At 71.5% G+C, this 21,842-nt stretch carries 23 protein-coding genes; 18 read left to right on the top strand and 5 right to left on the bottom strand.

Features of this window, described 5'->3' with window-relative positions; genetic code table 11:
- The first annotated feature begins 1 nt into the window (after position 1).
- Entirely contained in the window at positions 2-1,426 is a 1,425-nt protein-coding gene (locus AB0881_RS12540) for a non-reducing end alpha-L-arabinofuranosidase family hydrolase (protein ID WP_366616753.1), read from the top strand.
- Positions 1,427-1,636: 210 nt separating this feature from the next.
- Here the strand turns inward: AB0881_RS12540 and AB0881_RS12535 are convergent, their stop codons facing one another.
- A complete protein-coding gene (locus tag AB0881_RS12535) occupies positions 1,637-2,536 on the bottom strand; it encodes a LysR family transcriptional regulator (protein ID WP_366616589.1) in 900 nt (299 codons plus the stop codon).
- A gap of 185 nt (positions 2,537-2,721) precedes the next feature.
- On the opposite strand from AB0881_RS12535, the gene AB0881_RS12530 reads away from it, so the two are divergent.
- From AB0881_RS12530 to AB0881_RS12500, 7 genes are all read left to right on the top strand, one after another.
- The gene (locus tag AB0881_RS12530) at positions 2,722-3,171 is read left to right on the top strand and encodes a carboxymuconolactone decarboxylase family protein (RefSeq protein WP_366616587.1); all 450 of its coding nucleotides are present in this window, start codon (positions 2,722-2,724) and stop codon (positions 3,169-3,171) included.
- A 42-nt stretch (positions 3,172-3,213) separates the two neighbouring features.
- Positions 3,214-3,534: a hypothetical protein gene (locus AB0881_RS12525; protein ID WP_366616586.1), complete on the top strand. Its 321-nt coding sequence runs from the start codon at positions 3,214-3,216 to the stop codon at positions 3,532-3,534.
- A 178-nt stretch (positions 3,535-3,712) separates the two neighbouring features.
- On the top strand, positions 3,713-4,078 hold the full coding sequence (locus tag AB0881_RS12520; RefSeq protein WP_366616584.1) for a hypothetical protein: 366 nt from the start codon (positions 3,713-3,715) through the stop codon (positions 4,076-4,078).
- Between the two features lie 17 nt (positions 4,079-4,095).
- Positions 4,096-5,583 carry a PrsW family glutamic-type intramembrane protease gene (locus AB0881_RS12515; RefSeq protein WP_366616582.1) on the top strand — a complete coding sequence of 496 codons (1,488 nt, stop codon included), beginning with the start codon at positions 4,096-4,098 and terminating at the stop codon, positions 5,581-5,583.
- On the top strand, positions 5,580-5,990 hold the full coding sequence (locus AB0881_RS12510; protein ID WP_366616581.1) for a hypothetical protein: 411 nt from the start codon (positions 5,580-5,582) through the stop codon (positions 5,988-5,990). Before AB0881_RS12515 ends, AB0881_RS12510 begins: the two co-directional genes overlap by 4 nt.
- Positions 5,980-8,238 carry a hypothetical protein gene (locus AB0881_RS12505; protein WP_366616580.1) on the top strand — a complete coding sequence of 753 codons (2,259 nt, stop codon included), beginning with the start codon at positions 5,980-5,982 and terminating at the stop codon, positions 8,236-8,238. Before AB0881_RS12510 ends, AB0881_RS12505 begins: the two co-directional genes overlap by 11 nt.
- Before the next feature lie 295 nt (positions 8,239-8,533).
- Entirely contained in the window at positions 8,534-8,839 is a 306-nt protein-coding gene (locus tag AB0881_RS12500) for a hypothetical protein (protein WP_366616579.1), read from the top strand.
- A 150-nt stretch (positions 8,840-8,989) separates the two neighbouring features.
- Here AB0881_RS12500 and AB0881_RS12495 read toward each other — a convergent pair whose 3' ends face one another.
- Positions 8,990-9,574 (bottom strand): helix-turn-helix domain-containing protein, encoded by a 585-nt coding sequence (locus tag AB0881_RS12495; RefSeq protein ID WP_366616577.1) that lies wholly within the window; start codon positions 9,572-9,574, stop codon positions 8,990-8,992.
- 70 nt (positions 9,575-9,644) lie between these two features.
- On the opposite strand from AB0881_RS12495, the gene AB0881_RS12490 reads away from it, so the two are divergent.
- From AB0881_RS12490 to AB0881_RS12455, 8 genes are all read left to right on the top strand, one after another.
- Complete coding sequence (locus AB0881_RS12490) at positions 9,645-10,538, top strand: NADP-dependent oxidoreductase (protein ID WP_366616576.1); 894 nt, start codon at positions 9,645-9,647, stop codon at positions 10,536-10,538.
- Between the two features lie 194 nt (positions 10,539-10,732).
- On the top strand, positions 10,733-12,376 hold the full coding sequence (locus tag AB0881_RS12485) for a hypothetical protein (RefSeq protein WP_366616574.1): 1,644 nt from the start codon (positions 10,733-10,735) through the stop codon (positions 12,374-12,376).
- Positions 12,373-13,113 carry a helix-turn-helix domain-containing protein gene (locus AB0881_RS12480; RefSeq protein ID WP_366616573.1) on the top strand — a complete coding sequence of 247 codons (741 nt, stop codon included), beginning with the start codon at positions 12,373-12,375 and terminating at the stop codon, positions 13,111-13,113. The genes AB0881_RS12485 and AB0881_RS12480 overlap by 4 nt, the downstream gene beginning before the upstream one ends.
- On the top strand, positions 13,110-13,778 hold the full coding sequence (locus AB0881_RS12475; RefSeq protein ID WP_366616571.1) for a hypothetical protein: 669 nt from the start codon (positions 13,110-13,112) through the stop codon (positions 13,776-13,778). The genes AB0881_RS12480 and AB0881_RS12475 overlap by 4 nt, the downstream gene beginning before the upstream one ends.
- 36 nt (positions 13,779-13,814) lie before the next feature.
- The gene (locus tag AB0881_RS12470) at positions 13,815-14,834 is read left to right on the top strand and encodes a membrane dipeptidase (protein WP_366616569.1); all 1,020 of its coding nucleotides are present in this window, start codon (positions 13,815-13,817) and stop codon (positions 14,832-14,834) included.
- Between the two features lies 1 nt (position 14,835).
- A complete protein-coding gene (locus AB0881_RS12465) occupies positions 14,836-15,636 on the top strand; it encodes an ABC transporter ATP-binding protein (RefSeq protein WP_366616567.1) in 801 nt (266 codons plus the stop codon).
- On the top strand, positions 15,633-16,466 hold the full coding sequence (locus AB0881_RS12460) for an ABC transporter permease (RefSeq protein WP_366616566.1): 834 nt from the start codon (positions 15,633-15,635) through the stop codon (positions 16,464-16,466). The genes AB0881_RS12465 and AB0881_RS12460 overlap by 4 nt, the downstream gene beginning before the upstream one ends.
- 23 nt (positions 16,467-16,489) lie before the next feature.
- Entirely contained in the window at positions 16,490-17,563 is a 1,074-nt protein-coding gene (locus AB0881_RS12455; protein WP_366616564.1) for an ABC transporter substrate-binding protein, read from the top strand.
- Between the two features lie 76 nt (positions 17,564-17,639).
- Here AB0881_RS12455 and AB0881_RS12450 read toward each other — a convergent pair whose 3' ends face one another.
- Complete coding sequence (locus AB0881_RS12450; RefSeq protein ID WP_366616563.1) at positions 17,640-18,311, bottom strand: hypothetical protein; 672 nt, start codon at positions 18,309-18,311, stop codon at positions 17,640-17,642.
- Between the two features lie 86 nt (positions 18,312-18,397).
- Here AB0881_RS12450 and AB0881_RS12445 point away from each other — a divergent pair, with 86 nt between their 5' ends.
- Positions 18,398-18,832: an SMI1/KNR4 family protein gene (locus tag AB0881_RS12445; RefSeq protein ID WP_366616562.1), complete on the top strand. Its 435-nt coding sequence runs from the start codon at positions 18,398-18,400 to the stop codon at positions 18,830-18,832.
- A 44-nt stretch (positions 18,833-18,876) separates the two neighbouring features.
- Here the strand turns inward: AB0881_RS12445 and AB0881_RS12440 are convergent, their stop codons facing one another.
- Positions 18,877-19,719, bottom strand: a complete 843-nt coding sequence (locus AB0881_RS12440; RefSeq protein WP_366616561.1) for an NAD(P)H-binding protein — start codon at positions 19,717-19,719, stop codon at positions 18,877-18,879.
- An 80-nt stretch (positions 19,720-19,799) separates the two neighbouring features.
- On the opposite strand from AB0881_RS12440, the gene AB0881_RS12435 reads away from it, so the two are divergent.
- Positions 19,800-20,786 carry an AraC family transcriptional regulator gene (locus AB0881_RS12435; protein ID WP_366616559.1) on the top strand — a complete coding sequence of 329 codons (987 nt, stop codon included), beginning with the start codon at positions 19,800-19,802 and terminating at the stop codon, positions 20,784-20,786.
- A 99-nt stretch (positions 20,787-20,885) separates the two neighbouring features.
- Here AB0881_RS12435 and AB0881_RS12430 read toward each other — a convergent pair whose 3' ends face one another.
- On the bottom strand, positions 20,886-21,773 hold the full coding sequence (locus AB0881_RS12430; protein WP_366616558.1) for a helix-turn-helix transcriptional regulator: 888 nt from the start codon (positions 21,771-21,773) through the stop codon (positions 20,886-20,888).
- Positions 21,774-21,842: the final 69 nt, after the last annotated feature.

The raw sequence follows: 21,842 nt of genomic DNA, 5'->3' as shown, positions 1-21,842 counted from the left end.
GATGCTGTCATCGCTCCTGCTGTCGGTGCTCCTGTCCGTGACGGACGTACGGACCGTTCAGGCCGCGACAGTGGATGTGAACGAATCGTATGTCCTGGTCAACCGCAACAGCGGAAAGGCCCTGAGCGTCTCCGACCCGGCGGCCGGCGACGGCGCCCGCATCACCCAGTCGGCCAGGAACGACCAGAGCCGGCAGCAGTGGCGGTTCGTCGATTCCGGCGGCGGTTACTACCGCATCAAGTCCCGCCATTCCGGCGAGGTGCTGGAGGTTTCCAACCTCTCCACCGCCAACGGCGCCTCGATCGTCCAGGGGGCCGATCTGAACGGCGCCGAACAGCAGTGGCGGCCGGCGGAGAGCCCGGGAGGCCACGTCAGGTTCATCTCGCGCCACAGCGACAAGGCCCTCGAAGTGCAGGGCGGCTCCACCGCCGACGGCGCCAACATCGTCCAGTACGACGACTGGGGCGGCGGCAACCAGCAGTGGCAGCTCGTCCAGGTCAGCGGCGCTCCCACTTCGACCTGCGATCTTCCGACGGCATACCGCTGGACGTCAACGGGGCCGCTTGCGCAGCCCAAGCCCGGATGGGTCTCGCTCAAGGACTTCACGGTCGCCCCCTATAACGGCAGGCATCTCGTCTATGCGACGACGCACGATACGGGGACGAGGTGGGGGTCGATGAACTTCGCCCCGTTCACCGACTGGTCGGATATGGCCTCGGCCGGCCAGAACGCGATGCCGAACGCCGCCGTCGCGCCCACGCTCTTCTACTTCGCGCCGAAGAAGATCTGGGTGCTCGCCTACCAGTGGGGCGGGACCGCCTTCTCCTACCGGACGTCGAGCGACCCCACGAACCCGAATGGCTGGTCATCACAGCAGGTGCTCTTCTCCGGACGCATAACCGGCTCCGGGACAGGGCCCATCGACCAGACGCTCATCGGTGACGGCACGAACATGTACCTTTTCTTCGCCGGCGACAACGGCAGGATCTACCGAGCCGGAATGCCGATCGGGAACTTCCCGGGCAGTTTCGGTACGCACTCGACGGTGGTCATGAGCGATACGACCAGCAACCTGTTCGAGGCCGTTCAGGTCTACCGGCTCCAGGGCCAGAACCGCTATCTCATGATCGTCGAGGCGATCGGTTCGAGGGGACGCTATTTCCGCTCGTTCACGGCGACCAGCCTGAACGGTTCGTGGACACCGCAGGCCGCGACGGAGGGCAACCCCTTCGCCGGCAAGGCCAACAGCGGCGCCACCTGGACGAACGACATCAGCCATGGCGAACTGATCCGCGCCGGCGCCGATCAGACGTTCACCGTCGATCCCTGCAACCTGCGGTTTCTCTACCAGGGACGCGATCCCGGCTCCGGCGGCGACTACGGCCTCCTGCCCTACCGGCCGGGACTCCTGACGCACCGGCGCTGACGACAGGGCCCGGACGCCGGAGCGGCACCGGCCTGGCGGACTCGACGGACCGCCGAGCCCGCCAGGTCCCGCGCGGACAGGACGCCCCCGCCTCGGGCATGCCGCCCGCCGCATCCCACCCGCCGGCGGGACCGCACATTCCATCGGGGGATCGGCGGCCGCGGCGGTGGTCCGCCGCTCGATCTCCTGGTTCCCGGGGGCCTGGGTCGCTCAGGTTCCGTGCGGGTGCATGGGGCCGAGGTCCTGGACGATGCGTGCGAGTGCTCGGATGGGCTCGTTTTCGTTCTCGGTGCGCCACACCAGGGCGTAGGGCAGGGGAGCCATGTCGCGGATGGGCAGCCATCGGATGTGCGGCATCGCCCAGTATTTGGTGACGTGGGCCGGAAAGCTGTGGACGATCTCCCCGGTGCCGACGAGGTGGATGAGGTCGTCGCCGTTGCTGATGGTCTGGCTGCGTTCGATGGCGCGGCCCTGCGGGGTGCGGAAGGGCAGGTACCGGTCCTCCCAGTAGTCCGGCATGCGAGGGGCCATGGCATGCGGGCGGTGGGCGAGCACTTCCAGTGACACCGAGGTCCGTGTGGCCAGCTCGTCCTCTGCCGACACCGCCAGCAGGCGCGGGTCGCTGAACAGGACCGGTCCCGTGGTGAGGTCGGGTTCTTCCACGGGAAGCCACACGACCAGAATGTCGAGCCCGCCGTCGCGGAGTCCGGCGAACGGGTCGATGAAGGGGGCGCGGCGGATCTGCAATCGCCACTGCGGGTGCCGTGAACGGAAGGTCTTCCAGTAGGGGTGCAGGTCGGCGATGTTGAACGGCAGCATGCCGACCCGCAGGGTGGCGGTGATGCCCTGGGCGGTCTGGCGGGCGCGCTCCAGGCTTTCGCGCAGCCCCGTGTACATCGGGCCGAGGTCGTCGCGGAGCTGGCGGCCGAGCGGGGTGAGGCGGATCTGCCGCCGGTTGGAGCGGTCGAACAGCAGGCCCCCGAGGCGGCGTTCCTGCCGGCCGATCGCCTGACTGACCCGGGCCTGCGAAACGTGCAGCCGGGCGGCGGTCCGGGCGAAGTGCAACTCCTCGGCCAGCGTCAGGAAGATCTCGATGTCCCGCAGTTCCACCGGCGCCCCCATCTGCGGTCATAAGGCGTGCGTTATCGCTACGTGCGCGAAGTTTACGTTGATCCAGACGTGGGCCGGGGCGAATGTTGGTGCTGGTCACACCGGTACCCGTCACGGCATTGACGGGGCCGAGCACACCGGTGTGGCAGCCCGCACCGCGAAAGGAAACGATGATGCAAGCGCGCATGACCAATCCCGCCTTCGTACTGCCCGACGGGATGAAGGGCATCGGAGCGATCTTCAAGGCGGTCAACGCCGGGGGCATCTCGCACGAGCTGCAGGAGATCGTGGGGCTGCGCGTCAGCCAGATCAACGGCTGCTCGGCGTGCGTGCACGCCCACCACGCCAATCTGGTCAAGGCCGGCGAGAGCGGCGAGCGGATCGCGGCGGTCGCCGCGTGGCGGGAGGCGCCGTTCTTCGACGACTCCGAACGGGGCGCACTGGCGCTGGCCGAGGCGGTCACCCGGCTGGCCGACCGCTCCGGTGAGGCGGTGGACGACCGGCTGTGGGACCAGGTCGCGGACCACTTCGACGAGAAGCAGATCGCCGCGCTGATCATGTTGATCGGCGTCACCAACATGTTCAACCGCCTCAACGCCACCATCAAGGAACCCGCCGGTACCAACTGGGCCTGACGGGGCGAACCCGCACCGGACCGAAAGGAAGGAGCCCGGCGGGTGTTCGTTGGAAGCCGGACGCCCGCCGCCTCCACCTACCACCTGACCTTCTGGGGCGTCACGGCCCTGGCCTTGGCACTCATCACGGCCACCGGACGCTCGGCCCTGCTCCTGCGCCGCCGCCCTGCCGCCTCCTCCCGGCGCCGTACGATCGCGACCGCCGCATGGACCCTCGCCGGCGCGCTGCCGCTGCTCATCGCCGTTCCTGTGATGAGCCGGATGGGCCCGGGACACTTGATGAACTGGGTGCCGGACGCCTTCGCCGCCCTCCGCGTCACGCGCGCCCTGCGCGCCACCCGCGACCGGCGAGCCGCCCGATGATCCCGGCGCACGCGGAAAGGCGTCCGGCGATCATCAGAAAGGCATAGGTGCGGCCTTGGACGCGAGAAACCGGGCGATGGTTCCCCGGCTGTCCAGATGCGGCACATGACATTGACCGACCACATTTACTCGCTGAAACTCTGGTCAATCGGATGAATCGCTGGTAAGGCGGGGGCCGGTGGACTCGACGGATGCGGGCAAGGACGCGCCGCGGGGGCAGGCGCGGCTGCTGATGATCGGTGCGATCGCCGGGACGCTGCAGCTCGGTACGGCGCTCGGAGCCCATCTGGCCGGAGTGAACGAGCCCGACCGCCCGCGGCCGCCGTCATTCGGGGAAGGGCCGTCCGGGGCGCCGACCGGCCTGCCGACGAATTTCCCGACGAACCTTCCGACCGGCCTTCCCAGTGACTTCCCGACCGGGCTGCCTTCGGACTTTCCCACCGGCCTTCCGACGAACCTCCCGACGCAATTGCCGACCGGCCTGCCGACGAACTTCCCGACCGGTATGCCGCAGCCCACGCTCACTCCGGGCGGTGCCCCATGACGCGGCCCGGTGGCGCGATGCCGCACCCTTCCGGCCACGAGCCCGGACGCGCACGCGACGACGCCGCGGACGCCACCGTGCACCGCCGGGCGCTGCTGCTCGCCCGGATCGCGATCGTGATCTACCTGCTGCAACTGCTGCTCAACCTGCTGCGGCCGAAGGTGTTCCCCGGCGAGCCGGCGCTGTCGCTCTTCCAGGATTCGGAGCTGACCGAGGTCGAGGGCTCCCCGTTCGCCTCGTTCGACCGGCTGCTCGCCATGCCCGAGGTCGTCTTCTGGACGGTGCTGGCCGGCATCCTCGTGGGCGCGCTGGTCCAGGCGTACACCGCGATCGCCCGTCCGCGCGCCCGCCGGGAGGCGCGGCTGACCTGGGTGACCATCGGGGCCATGCTGGGGCCCTTCGGGCTGCTGGGACTGACCGTCGTGATCGAGTACCCGCTGCAGGCGCTCGCCTGCGTGCCCGGCACGGCGGTCGTGCTCGTCCTCCTGCACGCCATGCAGCGGTTCGCGCGGATCCCGGCGCCGATGCTGCTGATCGCGTTCGGCTGGGGCGCGCTGGTGGTGTTCGGCCTGGGCCGCGCCTACACCAACCTGGCGTTCGGAACGCTCTTCAACCACCTGTTCGAGCCCTCGGCCCCGGCCTTCGACACCTCGCGCATCGTGACCTACGTGGTGCTGCACCTCAGCGCGATGAACGTGCTGGTCGCGGGAGCCGGGATCGCCGTGATGCTGATGCTGCTCCGGCGGCGAGGTGTCGACGCGATGACCGGTCTCACCCTGGGGGCGGCGGTCGGGCTCGGATACTGCTTCGTGGAGGGCGTCCTGGCCATCAAGGTGTTCGGATCGTTCGGCGGGATCCTCGAGACCTCGGGCGGCTTCCAGTACTGGATCAGGCAGTCGGCCGGCCTGCTCGGCGGGATGGTCGCCCTCGGGGCGCTGCTCGGCGCCGGTCTCGCCCTCGCCGCCGCGACCCGCGACCGCACGACGCGGTGGGCGCGGGTCGCGGCGGCCTTCGCGACCGCGATCGGCGGAGCCGTCGCGACGGAGATGCTGGCGAGCTGGTGGTCGCGGTCGATCGGCGAGCACATCGAGACCGGCGGCGCGTTCGACACGCTGGTGGTCTCGCCGTTCATCTGGCTCCTGCCGCAATCGCCGTTCATCGTGCTGGCCGTCCTGATGCTGAGGTCGGCTCGCCGCGCCCGGGCGGCCGACGCGCGCGCGGCGGTGACGGCCGAGACGACCGAAGGCGGCGGCGCCATCACCCGTACGGAGGCACCGTTCCTGATCGACCCGTCGATGCGGTTCTGGGCGCTGGCGGGCATCTGGCGGAGGCACGGCCGCGACCCGGCACTGAGGGTGCTGCGCCTGCAGTCCGCCCAACTGGAGCTGGCGGCCTCGCACCTGCACCGGGGAGAGGACGCGGCGCGGGCGGGTGAGGAAGGTTCGAGGCTGCGAGCGAAGGTGATGCGGTTGAAGTCCGATGTCGGCTCGGCGGTGACCCGATGAGCCGCACCGCCCCGTTCCGTGCCGCCCGAGCCGCCCGTGCCGTCGCGGCGACGCTCGCGCTGACCTTCCTCCTGACCTGCCTGGCACTGCCGCAGGCCGCGCCGCCCGCCTCGGCCTGCCACGTCAGCTACGCCTACCGCCCCGACATCAAGATCGACTCCCGCGGCGGCGGGCTCCGGCTCGGCGGCGGCGACGCCTGCTCGACCCGGCACTCCCTGGTCGGTGTCACCGTCGTCGCCCTCGCGGCACTGGGCATCCTCGGCGTGGCCGGCGCCCGCGCCTTCCGCAAGGGACGGGCCGCGGCCGGCGGACGGCAGCAGGCGGACCGGGCCCTCGCCTCCTACATCGGCGCCGCAGGAGAGTCCCCCGCGGGGCCTTCCGGCCAAGGGGACTCCAGTGCGCGATGACCGTCCCAGCCGAGGGAAGCGCCTCCTCGCCGTTCTGGCGGCCGTCCTTCTCGCCTTCACCTGCGCCCCCGCCGTCCTCGCGGCGCCCCCCGACCACCGCCCGTTCATCCAGCGGATCAACGCCGCCATCCAGGCCGGCGATTTCGACCGGGCACGGGACAACCTGGCCCGTCTTCGGGAACTTGCGGAGGAAGCGCGGACCACCGCGGCGTCACCGAGAGAACGGAAGGCGGCCAACGGGCTGGGGCGCCAGGTCGACGTCCTGGCACGGAAGCTCGTGGACGCGCAGTTGCGCCACGCGCTCCGGCAGCCGCGCAGCGCCGATGCGTTCACCGCGGCGGAGAAGGAACGAGTCGCGGCCGAGAGGGCCCTCGCCCAGGCCGAAGACGCTCTCCACCGGGCGCGGGCGGCTCGTGACAATGCGAGCGGGCCCGAGCGCGGGGTCCGGGAATGGGATGTCCGGATAGCCGAACAGGAATACAACAGGGCCAAGCGGGTGCACTGGCAGGCCAGGCAGAAATCCGAACTGGCGCGAAAGCAGAACGCCGCCTACTGGGAAGCCGTCGTCGCGAACTGGATCCGGCCGGAAGTCATCGACATCAACAGGAGATACGCCGAGCCGCCGGACCAGCGGCAAGCCGGACGCAATCTCGACGCCGAGATGGATATCGAGGGCAAAGAGTTCTTCATCGAGGTGACCACCGCGAGTGCCGACACTAAGCGCAAGCAAGTCCTGGGTGAGACGACCGGTAACGTTTCTCGCCCTGGTCTCCTGCGCCACCCGGTGCTGAATCCCACCGGAAAGCCGGCCATCGTCTTCACACCGGAGAACAGGATCTCCGAGGAGACGCGACGAGAATTCGCGGCCGCGAACGTCAGGGTCGCGCGCACCAGGGACGAGCTGGTCAGAGCGGTGAACGACGCGAAGCGGCAGTACCGGCGGGAGAGACAGGCGCAGCCGGCGCGCAACCTAGGGCTGAGCCCGTCGTCCGGACAGTGCGCCACCAGCACGTTGAACGGCCGCGGCGGGGGCGGGCCGGCTCTGACGGTGGTGCGGCTCAAAGCACCGTGCGCGCCCAGCGCGATCGAGAAGGCGTTCGGCGGCGGGGATCTGGGCGGCGTCGACCTCTCGACGCTGGAAATGCGCTACATGTCGGACGGTTCGTCGGGCGTGCGGTACTCCTTCTCCGGACGCCCCGCCCCGGCCGGCGCCCACCAGGACCCGGCGAGCGGCTTCGACGTGGTCAGCGCCTCCACGGCCGACCTGCGGACCTGGCTGGTGCTGGACCCGAGCACGTTCTGGGTCAACCTCAACCCGGCCGAGCCCGACAGGATCGTGGACGACCGGCTCGGGCAGACCGACACCGGCCGGGTGCTCCTCGAGGCCGACCTCGCCATGAAGCGCACCGTGGGCAGGATGATCGATCCCAGGACCGAGTTCGGAGCACGCTACTGGCGCGCGATCCTGAGCCCGACGAAGACGGCGTGCTACTCGTCCCGGATGTGGATCGTGCCCGGTGACGTGCGGGTCCGCGAGGACGGCGACTCCCTCTACGTCATCAAGGCCGAGCTGGCGGTCAGGTCCAAGGCGGAGCGGGTCGCCGGGATGTCCTGCACCCCTGACCCGGCCGCCAACGCCCGCAACGAGCGGCTGGAGCAGGCGATGGTCGTGCCGAAGCTCACCGAGGCGGTCAACAAGGACCCGGAGTACGCTCCGCTGCGCCGCGCTTTCATGGCCCGCGTCATCGCCCAGTGGATCCGCAAGCGGCACCAGGACGGCCACCGCACCTCGTTCGACCACCTCATCGGCACCGGCGACCTCGGCCCGGCCAGGCTCCAGGGCAGGTGGCGCCCACGGCAGGTCTTCGACCGGTTGGTCGCCTCGATCCGGGACGGGGAGTTCACCTACGAGCAGCCGATGGGAGACGACGGGACCATCTACAAGATGACCTACGGCGGTGTCGACTTCGGCAGGCTGGACCCGACCCGGCTCAGTGCCGCCCAGATGGATCAGCACCGGCCACGGCTCCCGCGGACCGTGCGGGACTCCCATCGCGTGCCCGCGACCGCTTCGGACGGGTCGATCTGGCTGGGCGGATCGGCCCGGCCCCGCGACGAGGGCCTGCTGGCCCGGACGGCCGGCACGCTTCGCGGTCTCGTGGACGGACGCACCGGCATCCTGGTCGTCATCGTCGCCGGCCTGATCGTCGTCACCTTCGGCTTCCGCCGTCCCCGCCGGTCGCGTTGACCCACCCGGCGCGCCGACGACCTGGAGGTTCCCCTTCCGCGACCGCGACCCCCGGGTTCACCGCAGCGTTCGCTGCGGCGTGCACCTCGATCGGCAGCGCGGCCATCGCCACGCGGGTCACGGCCGGCGACTCGGCTCGCCCGTCCGGCCGGCGGTATGGTCGGGATCAGGTTCTCTGAACGGCGAACGACGCTTTTCGGTCCGATGTATCGCGCGCGAAGTTGGAGGTGATCACGGTGCATCCGGTCTTGTGACAGCCCCAACCCGGGGCGTCGCGGAGCCGAAAGGTGACCGTATGAGCAAGACCGACAAGACCCGGCCCTGGTGGGTGGGGATGGCCGAGGCGCCGATGGTGAACTGCCGTCCCGTGCATGACCACCGGTTCGGGCCTTGCACCCTGCCGGAGGAGATCACCCCCGGCAGTACGTCCATGAACCGGCGTGGCAGAAGCGGCTGCTACTGGGGCGCCACCGACCACTACCTGTTCGACTGCGGCACCCTCAGCGGCGGCCGGGAGTGGTACTACTTCCGACGCGAAGAGCGTCGCCGCAGCCGCCACCAGGCGCGCCGCGAGCTGCGCGCCTACAACGGCGAAGACTGAACGAGAAGGCAGGGCCCAGATATCAATGGGCCCTGCCCCCAGCCACTGAGCCCGGATCCGTGCGCCCAGCGGGTGGACGAGCGTGTCGTCGCGGGCGGCGTTCGGCTCCGGCCCGCCGGCGGCCTGCTCCGCGCGGGCCTGAACAGGTCGTCACGCACGTCGAGCAGGGGAGGCGGCCTCCCAGGCCGCCTCTATCATCCGGAAGATCTCCTCCACCGCGGCCTCCGGATCGGCCGCCTCGCGGGCCAGCGAGAAGGCATCGATCACGAACCTCGCGATCGTCCGGCTCGCCGTCGCGGTCGGCGACAGTTCGGGATCGGCGGCGATGGCCGTCGCCAGCGCCTCCGCGTGGCGCAGCCTCATCGACTCCTCGTACCTCCGCAGGGCGGGTGATTCGTCGATCATGCGCCAGATCGGGGCGGCGTCGTCCGCCGTGCAGTGCCGCACAAGGGCGTGGATCTCGCGGCGCAGCGCGGGGATGAGCGGCTCGTCCGGCGCCCGGGTGACGGCCTGGGTGAGGCGTCGCTCGAAGTCCTCGTCCTGCTCGAACACCAGGGCCTCTTTGGACGCGAAGTGCGAGAACAGCGTGGTGACGGCCACGTCGGCCTCGGCGGCCACTTCGCGGATGCCCACCGCGTCGTACCCGCGTTCCAGGAAGAGCGACAGCGCGGTGTCAGCGATCTTCTGGCGGGTCGCGGCCTTCTTGCGCTCACGGCGTCCGGAGGGCACGGTCATGCCCTGACGCTATCAGGTACGAAGCCGTAACAGGTTCAAAACACTAACCGTTAGTGCTACGGTTCGCCGCATGAAGAAGGTGATCTTCGCCGAGTTCGGCGGTCCAGACGTTCTGCAACTGATCGATGCCGAGAAGCCCCACGCGGGCCCCGGCCAGGTACGCATCGCCGTGCGGGCGGCGGGCGTGAACCCCGTCGATTGGAGGGTCCGTGAAGGCCAGTCCCTGAAGGCCCATCCGATCGAGTTGCCCGCCGGACTCGGACTGGACGCCGCCGGGGTGGTGGACGAGGTCGGCGAGGACGTCGAAGGGGTCGAGGTCGGCGACCACGTGTTCGGCGAAGGCTCCGCGACCTATGCCGAGTTCGCCGTGCTGTCGGCCTGGGCCCGGATGCCCGAAGGCCTGACGTTCGAAGAGGCCGCCGGGTACCCCTCCGTGGTGGAGACCGCGCTGCGCATCATCCGCGAGGTCGGTGTACGGCCCGGGCAGACGCTGCTGGTCAGCGGTGCGTCCGGGGGAGTCGGATCGGCGGTGCTGCAGATCGCCCGCGACCGCGGCATCGCGGTGATCGGCACCGCCGGGGCCGCGAACCAGGACTACCTGCGGAGCCTGGGTGCCCGTGCCACGACGTACGGCGAGGGCTGGGTCGAGCGGGTACGGCGGCTCGGCGATGTCGACGCGGCCCTCGATCTGGCCGGCTCGGGCGTGATCCGCGAACTCGTCGAGCTGACCGGGGACCCGCGGAAGGTGATCTCCATCGCCGATCTCGACGCACCGAAGCTCGATGTGCGGTTCTCCGGCGTGGCCGGGAGCGTGCCGGACGCGCTCGCGGAGGCCGTCGGCCTCATCTCGCGGGGGAGGCTCCACATTCCGGTCGAGAAGTCGTACACGCTCGCCGATGCCGCGGCGGCGCACATCGACAGCCAGGCCGGTCATACGCGCGGGCGCCGCGTCGTAGTGATCTGATCCGACGCCGCGACAGGGGCATGGAAACCCGCAGGGGCGGGGCGCGTGCCGCAAAGCGGACCCTTGACGTCCGGTGGAAAGGCTGCCTACGGTGCCGCCTAATCAATATCGGACATCGTCCAATATAAATGGATCGAGGGTAAATGTCGTTCGAGGCGACGCAACGTGCGGTGCCCCGCCCCCCATCGGTGGTCATGCGTCCGCGCCTGCTGGCCGCGCTCCCCGCCAATCCGCTCAGCGCGACCCGGACGCTGATGGACCGGATGACCCGCGAGCGCTGGAAGATCGACCTGGTGCGGGCGGACCTGACCCCGGAGGGGAACGGGACGCTGGTCTACCGGATCGACGCCGGCGGCCGGGTGCTGTCGGTGGTCGCCTTCTCCAGCGAGCCCCGCATGGTCAACCGGACCCCGCGGATCATCGGGTCGAGCTGGGACGTCCTGGGCGCGCTCATGGAGGGCGAGCCCGACGAGGAGCGCATCGAGCAGACCCGCCGCGAGATGCCCAAGCTGTACGCGGGCCGGGCGCCCGGCCGGACGCTGATCTGGTTCCGCGCCAACCGCAGCCTGCGGGCGTTCGACGAGGTCCAGCGGGCACTGGCGGCGGGTGAGAGCCCCGACGAGGAGCGGCTGCTGGAGGCTGGCTACCTGCTCCGCAACACCGGCCTGGACGGCAACGGCACGTTCGGCACGGTCGACTTCAGCGCGTACGGCCCGGACCACCCGCTGGCGCTGCCGTACCACGCGCAGATGCTCTCGGCCTACATGATGCGGGAGATCTCGTTCGACCTCGTCGAGTCGCTGGCACGGTCGCGCAACCCCGGCGCGGCCCGGCTGGCACCGGAGCTGAAGCGGCGCGTCGCGGTCGGCAACGGCTCGGCCCTCGGCCTGGTGCTGTTCTTCATGAACCGGCCGCGGCTGGTGTCGCGGTGGATCGGGCTGTACGAGGAGAGCACGGCGCGCGTCCTGAGCCGGACCTGGCCGGCGGACGCGCCCGAGCTGGACACCTTCGACGATCTGCTCAGCCGCGTCATCGAGGCGAAGGAGGCGGACTCGACCCCGTACCGCCTGTTCCCGAGCGGTCCGCTGGTCGCGCAGGAGCTCCGCCACCTGCGGCGGGAGTTGCGGGCGCGGCGCGCCCGCGCCCGCGGCGAGGGCACCGGGCTCGCGCTCGGCGCCGTCGAGCCGTCCCGGTCGCCGGAGACGGGTCCCGAGGCGGCCGAGCTGTTCCGGTCCATCGCGCTGGAACTGGACCGCGACGCCTGGGAGCCGCGTCTCGGCGAACTGGTCGTGGACGAGTCGATGCGGCCCGACCCCACCTGGCCGGTGTCGCGGCTGCGGGACGCGATCCACGCCACGGTCCCCTGGACGGCGGACTACCCCCGCAACCGCGACGATCTCCGCAACCGGGTCTGGTACAAGTCGCGTGCCTCGGAGGAGCCCCGCTCCGGCCACGTGCGGGAGATCCCCGAGGACACCTACGACCTCGCGACCAACCCGGTGGACGAGGTCGGCGCGCTGCTCGGCCTGCTGGACGGGGCGGACGGCGGGCGGAAGGTCGGCGATCTGCTCCTCGAACATCCCTCCGCCCTCCGCGCGACCGCTCTCGTGCAGAACCTCACCGACAGCCCGTACGCGCTGGCGCGGGTCGACTACCGCGACGACGAGCTGGTCCCCGCCTACCTGATCCACGTGCTGAACGCGTTCTGCTTCGGCCTGGAGAAGACCCTGGACGTCCAGCGCCGCACGCTGCGCGGCCTGATCTTCGAGGGCGCGCCGCCCCGCGACGAGCTGGGCGCCCCCGGCGACCGCTTCTGGTGGGCCGGAGGCCACCGGTGACCGGGACGAAGGTGCTCACCACCGCGCACAAGATGCTGGAGATCGTCGACGCGGTCGGGTTCTCCTCCGGCCCGGTCACCGTCGCCGAGCTGGCCGACCGGTTCGGGTGGAGCCGGGGTGCGATGCACCAGTACCTGCACACCGCGAAGGAGGCCGGCTGGTTCGTCCAGGACGACGCGGGCCGCTACCACCTGAGCCACCATGTCTCGGTCCTGGCCCGGATGCGCTCCGCCCAGGCCGACATCGCCGAGATACTCCAGCCGCGCATGCGCCGGCTCGCCGTCGACCTCGGCGAGGCGGTGTCGTTCGCCGTCCTGGACCGGGGCGGCCTGTTCATCGTGGAACGGGCCGAGCCGGTGGGGATCTACCAGCGGCAGAAGTTCCAGACGAGCATCTCCATCACCACCTCCGCCTCGGGCAAGGCGATCGTCGCGCACCTCTCCGAGCGCGAGCGCGACCGGCTGCGCGCCGGCGGTGCCGAGCTCGCCCCGCCGGAGGTGTACGCGGAGGTCGCCGACCAGGGCTTCGCGCTGGTGCGCAGCGAATGGCTGGGCAGCGACATCACCGCGGTCGCGGTCCCGCTGATGGTCCGCGGGCACTGCATGGGGGCGCTGAGCGTGATCGCGCCGGCCGCCCGGGTGGACGAGACGGTCGCCGCGGAGATGACCCGGCGGCTGCTGGAGATGGCCCGCAACGCCTCCGCGGAGCTGATCGCCGAGGAAAGGACGCACGGATGAGACTCGACCTCGACCACGACACCCACGGGCTGGACCTGCGGCCCGACATCAGCGCCGTCACCCCGCCCGAGTCGATGGCCGGGACGCTCACCGTCCACCGCCGCGAGCTCCGGCTGGTCTGCGAGCGGCTGCTGATGCTGGCGGGCGTCCCGGCGGGGGCCTGCGCCGGTGCCCGCGACTTCGTGGTGGACTGCGTGGACCGGTTCGGCCGGGACGCGCTGGCGCGGCTGGCCGGCGCGTTCGCCGGCGGCGCGGAGCGTCCCGCCTGGGCGCCGCCGCGCCGGACCGGCCCCCGCCGCATCGACGCCGGCGGGCGGAGCGCCCTGCTGGTGGGCGCGCCCGTGCTGGCGGGCGCGTTCGCGGACGGCCCCGGCGCCCCGGTGACGGTCCGCGACCTGGCCGACGCCGACCTGCTCGCGGCCGGGTCGCTGTGGGCGGCGGCGATCGGCCTCGGCCTGAACGTCGCCGTCGAGGGCGCGGACGCCCGGGTGGAGGTGCTGCCCGCCGCGCCGCCGCCCGCGCCGCCGCTGATCGGCACCGGAATCGAGGTGCCCGCCGAGGTCTGGTGGCCGCTCTACTACGCCTCCAACCGGGCGCTCAGCGTCGACACGGACCTGTCCCGGCTGCACACCGGGATGGCGCCGCCCCCGGCCGGGATCCTCTGACCCCCACCTCTCGCTCCCTCTCGTAAAGGAGACGCCGTGTACATCGACGGACTCAACTGCTCGCGGATGACCCGCGACCAGTTGGTGACGCTGCGCCGGGCGCGCATCGACGCGGTCACCACGACCTGCGGTTTCTGGGAGGACGCGACGGAGTCGCTGGACGCGGTCGCGTCCTGGCGGTACTTCGCCGAGGACAACGCGGACCTCGTGGGGATCGCCCGTACGGCCGCCGACGTCCGCCGGCTGGCGTCCGAGGGGCGCACCGCCCTGATCCTGGGGTTCCAGAACTCCTCGATGCTCCAGGGCCGGCTGGCGTACGTGGACTTCTTCGCCGAGATCGGCGTCCGCGTCGTGCAGCTCACCTACAACATCCAGAACGACATCGGCGGCAGCTGCTACGAGCCGGTCGACTCCGGCCTCACCCGCTTCGGGCACGAGGTGGTCGAGCGGATGAACCGCGCCGGGATCGTCATCGACCTGTCCCATGTCGGGAACCGGACCACCCTGGACGCCATCCACGCCTCCGGGCGCCCGGTCGCCATCACCCACGCCAACTGCTCGGACATCACCGACCATCCCCGCAACAAGCCCCGTGAGGTGCTGGAGGCGATGGCCGAGGCCGGCGGCGTCATCGGCGTGACGACGTACCACAACCTCACCCGCGGCTTCATCGACACGCCCGAGGCGTGGTCGGAGATGGTCGCGCGGACGGTCGACATCGCGGGCGCCGCGCACGTCGGCATCGGCACCGACGCGAACGTCGGCGGCACCGACGAGTACCGGGCCTGGATGCGCAGCGGGCGCTGGAGCCGGCGCCCCCAGGAGGGCGCGGGCCTGGCCACCGGCGCGGCGAGCAGCGGCCCGCCGTCGTGGTTCCGCGGGCCCGGCGACTTCCCCGTCCTGGACGAGGCGCTGCGGGCGCGCGGCTTCTCCGCCGGCGAGGTGGCGGGCCTCATGGGCGGCAACTGGCTGCGGTTCTACGACGAGGTGCTCGGCGTGCCGGAGCCCGCCGGCCCCGCGACCCGCGAGCCCGCGCTCGCGAACGGGGGGCGGTGAGGTGGGCGCCGCTGAGGCGGGCACCGAGCCGAGGACCGGGGCGGCCATCGCCGTCCGCGACGCCGCCATGACGTACCGGCGGGGCCGCACCGCCGTCGACGCGCTCTCCGCGACCACGCTGGACGTCAGGCCGGGCGAGTTCGTCTCCCTCATCGGCCCCAGCGGCTGCGGCAAGAGCACCCTACTGAAGATCATCGCGGGCCTGCTGGCGGCCACCGGCGGCCGCGTCGAGATCGACGGGCGCACGGTGACCGAACCGCCGCCCGGGGTGAGCGTGGCGTTCCAGAAGCCGACGCTGCTGTCCTGGCGGACGATCCGGCAGAACATCCTGCTGCCGGTGGAGCTGCGCGGCGGCGATCGCGCGGCCGCCGGCCGCCGCGCCGACGAGCTGCTGGCCACGATGCGGCTGCAGGACTTCGCCGGCAGCCTCCCGCGCGAGCTGTCCGGAGGCATGGAGCAGCGGGCCGCGATCGCCCGCTCCCTCATCGACGGCCCGCGGCTGCTGCTGATGGACGAGCCGTTCGGCGCGCTGGACGAGTTCACCCGCGAGGACCTCAACGACGAGCTGCTCCGGGTGTGGCACGGCGAACCCAAGACCGTCCTGTTCGTCACGCACAGCATCAGCGAGGCGGTCTACCTGTCCGACCGGATCGTGGTCATGCGGGCCAGGCCGGGCGGCGTCCACGAGGTGATCGACATCGACCTTCCCCGACCACGACGGCGCGAGGCGCGCGGGACCGCGGAGTTCTTCGAGGCCACCCAGCGCGTCCGGACCTCACTCGAGCAGGTGAAGAGCCAGTGACCGTACCCCGGACCTCCACCGCGCCCGCCGCGACGACCGCGTCCCGGAACGTTCCAGGACGGGCGAGGCCGCTCGGCGGCGTCAACGGCCAGGCCGCCGTCCTCGGTGTCGCGATCATGGCCGGCACCCTGCTGCTCTGGTACCTGGCGGCCGAGAACGAATGGGTCTCGTCGCTGCTCATCGCACCGCCGGGGGAGGTGTTCGCCGCGCTGGGGGACATGATCACCTCCGGTGCGCTGTGGCCGAACGTCTACGCCACGGCCTTCGAGACGCTGGTCGGGCTCGTGTGCGCCGCGGCGCTGGCGTTCGTGCTCGCGGTCGTCTTCACCTTCTCCGAGGCCGTCCACAAGGCCGTCTACCCGTACCTCGTGGTGATCCAGACGTTCCCCAAGGTGGCCATCGCCCCGATGGTCATCGCGGGCTTCGGGTACGGGCTCGCCCCCAAGGCGTTCCTGGCGGCGCTGCTCGCGTTCTTCCCGCTGCTGGTGAACGCGATGGTGGGGCTGGCCAGTGTCGGCGAGGACCAGTACAACCTGTTCCGGTCGGTACGGGCGGGCCGCTGGCAGATCCTGTTCAAGCTGCGGATCCCGCACGCGGTCTCGTACATCCTTCCGGCGCTGAACACCGCCGCCGTCCTCGCGCTGATCGGCGCCATCGTGGCCGAGTTCGTCTCCGCGCGGGAGGGCCTGGGCTTCGCCATCCAGGCGGCCACCCAGAACGGGGCGATCGCCGCGACCTACGCGCTGCTGATCGTCATGGGCTTCTTCGGGGTCGCCATCTGGCTGTCCATGGCGCTGCTCAACCGGCTGCTGGCCCGGTACCGGGCGTGACCCCGACAGGAGGGAGACCCGCCATGAGGAGAGCGTGCGCGCTCCTGGCCACCGCCGCGACGCTCGCCGCGGCCACCGCGTGCGGCACCGGCGACGGACGGACCGAACTCACCTTCGCCGTCGCCGACCAGACGCTCAGCGCGGCCACCGCCTCGTACGCCACGGTGCCGGAGACCATGGGGTACTTCGCGGACGAGGGCCTGAAGGTGGAGATGCAGCCGGTGAAGAACGCGGTCGCGGCGATCCAGGCCGTCGCCAACGAGCGCGCCACCTGCACGTACGGCTCGACCGCCAACGCCGTCACCGCCATCGGCCAGGACCCCGGCCTGGTCATCGTCGGAACCGTCAACGGCAACATCTTCCGTACCGTCGCCCCGGCCGCGTCCGGGCTCCGGACGACGGCGGACCTGGCCGGCAGGACCGTCGGCGTCAACCTCCGCGGCGGCATCAACGAGCTGCTGGTGACCGGGGCGACCAGGGCGCAGGGCCGTCCCGTCGACGCGGACCGCATCCTCGCCGTCGGCTACGGGGCGCAGGCCGCCCAGGCGCTGAAGCGCGGCGACATCGACGCCTACTCCGGCTACGACAGCTCCAACCTGATCGTCGGGCGGCTCCTGGGCGAGGAACTGGTCGAGGTCGAGTCGCGGACCGACGGGCTGACCGGCACCTCGGCCCTGATCTGCCGCAAGCGCGACGTCCGGGAGCGCCCGAAGGCGATCAGCGGCCTGTTCAGGGCGTTCTTCAAGGGCATGGTCTTCGCGCAGGAGAACCCGCGCGCCGCCATCGAGATGCACTGGCGGCACTTCCCGGCGTCCAAGCTGGCCGGCGGGAAGGAGGCCGACCTCGCCACCGCGACCGAGATCCTCGCGCAGCGGCTGCGGATCTCCGGCGGCCCCGGCTCGGCGGGCCGGTACGGCCTGCAGAAGGACGCGGACCTGCAGAAGACCCTCGACACCTACATCGAGTACGGCGTCATCAGCGACGTCGCACCCGGCACCGCGACCGTCCGGGCGCTGACCGACTACTCGCTGGTCCCGGCCTACAACGCCTTCGACCCGGCCCAGCCGCGCCGCGAAGCCCGCACCTGGTCCGGGTGAGATCGGCCATGTCCTCGTGTGCCTGCCTGTGGCGGTGCGTCATGTAGCGGCCGCGGCACCCGGTGAACCGGCGCAGCTAGCCGGAAGGTCTGTCATCGATCGGGCGCAGGCGCTTCCCTGTGGGCGTGAACGCGAAGGTCTGGTCGAAGCGGCCCGATCCGCGCCGCGCGGCGATGAGAATCGGCTCGTCATAGGTCGGCCAGGCGCCGTCGACCTGCGGATCGACGCCGTTCCAGAGATGGAACGAGACCATCGGATCGGCGAGGTCGCCGCTCACGTAACCCAGGGTCTTGCCGTAGCGCGGGTTGGAACCTCCGAAAACGACCGAGGGGTCGCCGAAGGTGTCGAGAACGTCCGCGAGTCTCCGATCCTGCTCGACCCACCCGGCGAGCGTTCGGGACATCCGCGCGTACTCATCGCCGCCGAGGACCCGCTCGGTCCGGAGCCACCCGCGGTCGCGGGCGAACTCCGCGTAGACCGAGGCCATGCCGTACTCGTAAGCCTTGGGGATCAAGCGGGCGAACGCCCCCATCACACCGGTGACCGTGAAGGAGCCCCGCGCCTCCATCGCGTCCCGATGCGCGGACCACACGCCGTCGAGGTCCTCGACGAACGCCAGATGATCGATCACCAGCCTGACTGCGGACTCGCCGCCGTACATGCCGGGTCTGCGCAGCGTCAGGTTGAGCTGCTCGACCAGATAGGCGTGGATGTCCGAGGACGGGCGGAGACCCTGCTGACCCGACACGGAGACCATCGTTTCATGGCGGCCGGCACCCTCGGCCGGGCCGAGCGCGTACCATGATCGCTGCTTTCGCGGCGGGAGGACCGGCCATGTGGACGGAGCTGATCGGGCGCCTGTACGGCGACGCGGAGTTCGCCGCACCCGCCGCCGACGAGGCGATCGACCGGATCCTGCCGCTGGGCGGCGTGCCGGACGATCTGCGGGAACTCCTGCGGCAGACCGACGGCGTACGGGCCGAGTACGGCTCCGGCCTGGTCTGGTCGGTCCAGGAGATCATCGAGGGGAACGCGGAGTTCCGGCGGAACCCCGCCTTCGCGGAGCTCTACGCCCCCTTCGACCGGCTGCTCTTCATGGCGGACAACGGCGGCGGCGACCAGTTCGCGTACGTCCAGGCCCGCGATGACCGGCCCGGCGGGATCGTCGTATGGGACCACGAGACCGACGAGCGCGAGCCGGTCGCGGTGTCCCTGCGGGACTACCTGGAGCGCCGCGCCGCCTCGGAAGGCGACGACTGGTACAGGTGACCGGCCCTGGACGCCCGCCGGTTCGGTCCTCACGGACGAGGAGGTCAGGCCTGCCAGCCGCCCGCGGCGGCAGTGGATTCGGCGAACTCGGCGAAGGTCCGCGGCGGGCGGCCGAGGGCACGCCGCACGCCGTCCGAGACGTAGGCGTCCTTGCCCTCCCTGAGGGGCTCGATGATGTCCGCGAACGCTTCGGCGTCCGCGGGCGGCCAGCCCTGCCGGACGAGTTCGGCGACGTACTCCCGGACGGAGAGCGGCACGTAGAGGACCTCGCGGCCGGCGGCCCCGGAGATCGCGGCGACCGCCTCGGTCAGCGTCACCGCCCGGGGACCGGACAGCTCATAGATCCGGCCCGCGTGCCCGTCCTCGGTCAGCGCGGCGACCACCACCGCGGCGATGTCCTCGGCGTCGACGAAGGCGGCCGCCCCGTCGCCGGCGGGCAGCCGCAGTTCACCGGCCCGGACGGCATCGGCGAAGAAGCCCTCGCTGAAGTTCTGCGCGAACCAGCCCGGCCTGCTGATCGTCCACTCCACGCCGCTCTCCCGCACGGCGGCCTCGCTGTCGACCAGGCCCTCCAGGACGCCGCCGTCCTTGGCGTAGCCGGGCACGTCGATCCCGCGCCCAGAGGCCAGGACGATCCGCCCGACCCCATGCCCCACCGCCCGCTCGACGAACGGGCGGACGAGCTTGGTGCCGTCCAACTGCACGATGTAGACGGCGCGCACGCCCTCCAGGGCCGCGTCCCAGGTGCCGCGGTCGGTCCAGTCGAACGTGCACTCGCCGTTGCGGGCCGCCGTGCGGACCGGCAGCCCCTTGGCCCGCAGCTGGCCGACGACGCGGCGGCCGGACTTCCCCGTCGCCCCGGTGACCAGGATCGGATGTTCAGTCATGGCCCCAGCCAATCGGCTGCCGCTGAGACGTTCCATGGCCAGGAAGCTCCACTTCATGTCCAGGCGTCTACATTGGGTGGATGGACGCGGTGTCGGAGCTGCTGGCGGAGGTACGGGCGCGCGGCGCGGTCTTCCGGCGGACCATCATGCGGCCGCCCTGGGCACTGCGGATGGCCGGCGGCGCCCCGCTGACGCTGGCCACGATGCTGCACGGGCACGCCTGGATCGTTCCCGACCGGCACGAACCGGTGCGCATCGGCGTCGGCGACATCGCCGTCGTCCGCGGTGATGTGCCCTACACCGTGGCCGACGACCCCGCGACCACCCCCTCGCTGGTGGTGACCAGCGCCGATTACTGCGCCGGCGCCGAAGGCGTCGAACACGCCTCCGGACCCGCCCGGACCTGCGGAACCCTCACCGACGGAGCCGCGGTGCTCGTCAGCGGGGCCTTTGAACGCCGAGGAGAACTCAGCGACCGGCTGCTGCGTGTCCTGCCCGCCGTGCTGACGGTGCCGGCCGGCGAAAGCCGCGATCCATCGGTGGAGATACTGGCCGCGGAGGTCGCCAGGGACCGTCCGGGACAGCAGCTGGTGCTGGACCGGCTCCTGGACCTGATGCTGGTCGCCGCGCTGCGCACCTGGTTCGACGAACCCGGCTCCGGCGCCCCGGCATGGTGCCGCGCACTGGACGACCCGGTCGCGGGCACCGCCCTGCGCCTGCTGCACGACGCACCCGCCCACCCGTGGACGGTCGCGGACCTGGCGGCCAAGACAGGGGTATCGCGGGCGGCCCTCGCCCGGCGCTTCACCGCGCTCGTCGGCGAACCGCCGATGGCCTACCTCGCGAGCTGGCGGATCGCCCTGGCCGCCGACCTGCTGCGCGAGACCGACCAAACGGTGGACACCATCGCCCGGAAGGTCGGCTACGCCAACGCCTTCGCGCTGAGCGTGGCGTTCAAACGACTACGCGGCACACGCCCCAGCGACCACCGCAAACAGGCCCCCCGCGCGGCGGTCCCGATGAGGCCGCTCGCGTTCGACGATCGCCCCGAGCCACCTCCGCACTGACCGGCCATCCCCGGACTGACCGGCAGACTCCGCGCGTCCGCCCGTACCGGCCTCCGCACGCCGGAGAGCGCGCCGACACGCTCGACCGCCGCCCAGGCCTCAGGCCTCGGGGCGGGTGGGGTCGGGCTCGGTGGGGTGCGGGGTGGCGGGGTCGGCGGCCCAGCTGGCCAGGAGGCGGAGCTTGTCTTCGGTATCCGTGCCGGGTTCGGCGCTGTAGGCGACCAGGGTGAGTTTGTCGGCGGCCAGTTCGAGGGCCTCGTAGGTGAGGTGCAGGGTGCCGACGACGGGATGGCGGAGCGGTTTGGCGCCCTGGTGGTACTGGCGCACGTCGTGGCGCGCCCACCGGGCCCGGAAGGTCTCGCTGCGGGTGGACAGCTCTCCGATGAGGTCGGTGAGCTGCTTGTTGAACGGGTCGCGGCCGGCCTCGGCCTGGAGCAGCGCGACGGTGTCGTCGGCGGCGCGCTCCCAATCGCCCCAGAAGGTGCGGGAGCGGGAGTCGAGGAAGATGAACCGGGCGTGGTTGGGGACGCCGCCGCGCGCGGCCTCGATCATGGGGGCGTACAGGACGCGGCCCAGGGCGTTGAGGGCCAGGATGTCGCCGCGCCCGTTCATGACCAGGGCGGGGGCGTCGGTCATGGAGTCCAGCAGCCGCTGCACCCCGGGCCGGACGGTGGTGGTGCCGGGACGGTGCCGGCGGCGCGGGGCGGGGCCGGCGGCACGGGCCAGGTCCTCCAGGTGGATGCGCTCCTCCTCGTCCAGCCGCAGGGCGCGGGCCAGGGAGTCCAGGACCTGGTCCGACACGCCGGACAGGTCGCCGCGCTCCAGCCGGGAGTAGTACTCCACGCTCACACCGGCGAGCTGGGCGACCTCGGCGCGGCGCAGGCCGGGGACGCGGCGGGCGCCGTACGAGGCCAGCCCGACCTCACCGGGCGTGATCCTGGCTCGGCGGGAGGTCAGGAACTCACGGATCTGGCTGCGCTGGTCCACCTCTTCAGGCTAGGCGGCCTCCCCGCCGGCTGGGGTGCCCTGCCAGTACACCTTTCACCAGTGCCTTCT

The sequence above is a fragment of the Spirillospora sp. NPDC029432 genome (genome assembly GCF_040703975.1).
Taxonomy (GTDB): Bacteria; Actinomycetota; Actinomycetes; order Streptosporangiales; family Streptosporangiaceae; genus Spirillospora.
Note: the sequence above shows the minus strand (reverse complement) of the source record. Positions and strands in the feature narration are given on the sequence as shown.

Bases quoted from the DNA above. Each gene is read 5' to 3' on its own strand.
- AB0881_RS12540 (WP_366616753.1), top strand. From the start codon at position 2: ATGCTGTCATCGCTCCTGCTGTCGGTGCTCCTGTCCGTGACGGACGTA.
- AB0881_RS12530 (WP_366616587.1), top strand. From the start codon at position 2,722: ATGACCAATCCCGCCTTCGTACTGCCCGACGGGATGAAGGGCATCGGA.
- AB0881_RS12515 (WP_366616582.1), top strand. From the start codon at position 4,096: ATGCCGCACCCTTCCGGCCACGAGCCCGGACGCGCACGCGACGACGCC.
- AB0881_RS12510 (WP_366616581.1), top strand. From the start codon at position 5,580: ATGAGCCGCACCGCCCCGTTCCGTGCCGCCCGAGCCGCCCGTGCCGTC.
- AB0881_RS12500 (WP_366616579.1), top strand. From the start codon at position 8,534: ATGAGCAAGACCGACAAGACCCGGCCCTGGTGGGTGGGGATGGCCGAG.
- AB0881_RS12495 (WP_366616577.1), bottom strand. From the start codon at position 9,574: ATGACCGTGCCCTCCGGACGCCGTGAGCGCAAGAAGGCCGCGACCCGC.
- AB0881_RS12490 (WP_366616576.1), top strand. From the start codon at position 9,645: ATGAAGAAGGTGATCTTCGCCGAGTTCGGCGGTCCAGACGTTCTGCAA.
- AB0881_RS12485 (WP_366616574.1), top strand. From the start codon at position 10,733: ATGCGTCCGCGCCTGCTGGCCGCGCTCCCCGCCAATCCGCTCAGCGCG.
- AB0881_RS12475 (WP_366616571.1), top strand. From the start codon at position 13,110: ATGAGACTCGACCTCGACCACGACACCCACGGGCTGGACCTGCGGCCC.
- AB0881_RS12455 (WP_366616564.1), top strand. From the start codon at position 16,490: ATGAGGAGAGCGTGCGCGCTCCTGGCCACCGCCGCGACGCTCGCCGCG.
- AB0881_RS12445 (WP_366616562.1), top strand. From the start codon at position 18,398: ATGTGGACGGAGCTGATCGGGCGCCTGTACGGCGACGCGGAGTTCGCC.
- AB0881_RS12440 (WP_366616561.1), bottom strand. From the start codon at position 19,719: ATGACTGAACATCCGATCCTGGTCACCGGGGCGACGGGGAAGTCCGGC.
- AB0881_RS12435 (WP_366616559.1), top strand. From the start codon at position 19,800: ATGGACGCGGTGTCGGAGCTGCTGGCGGAGGTACGGGCGCGCGGCGCG.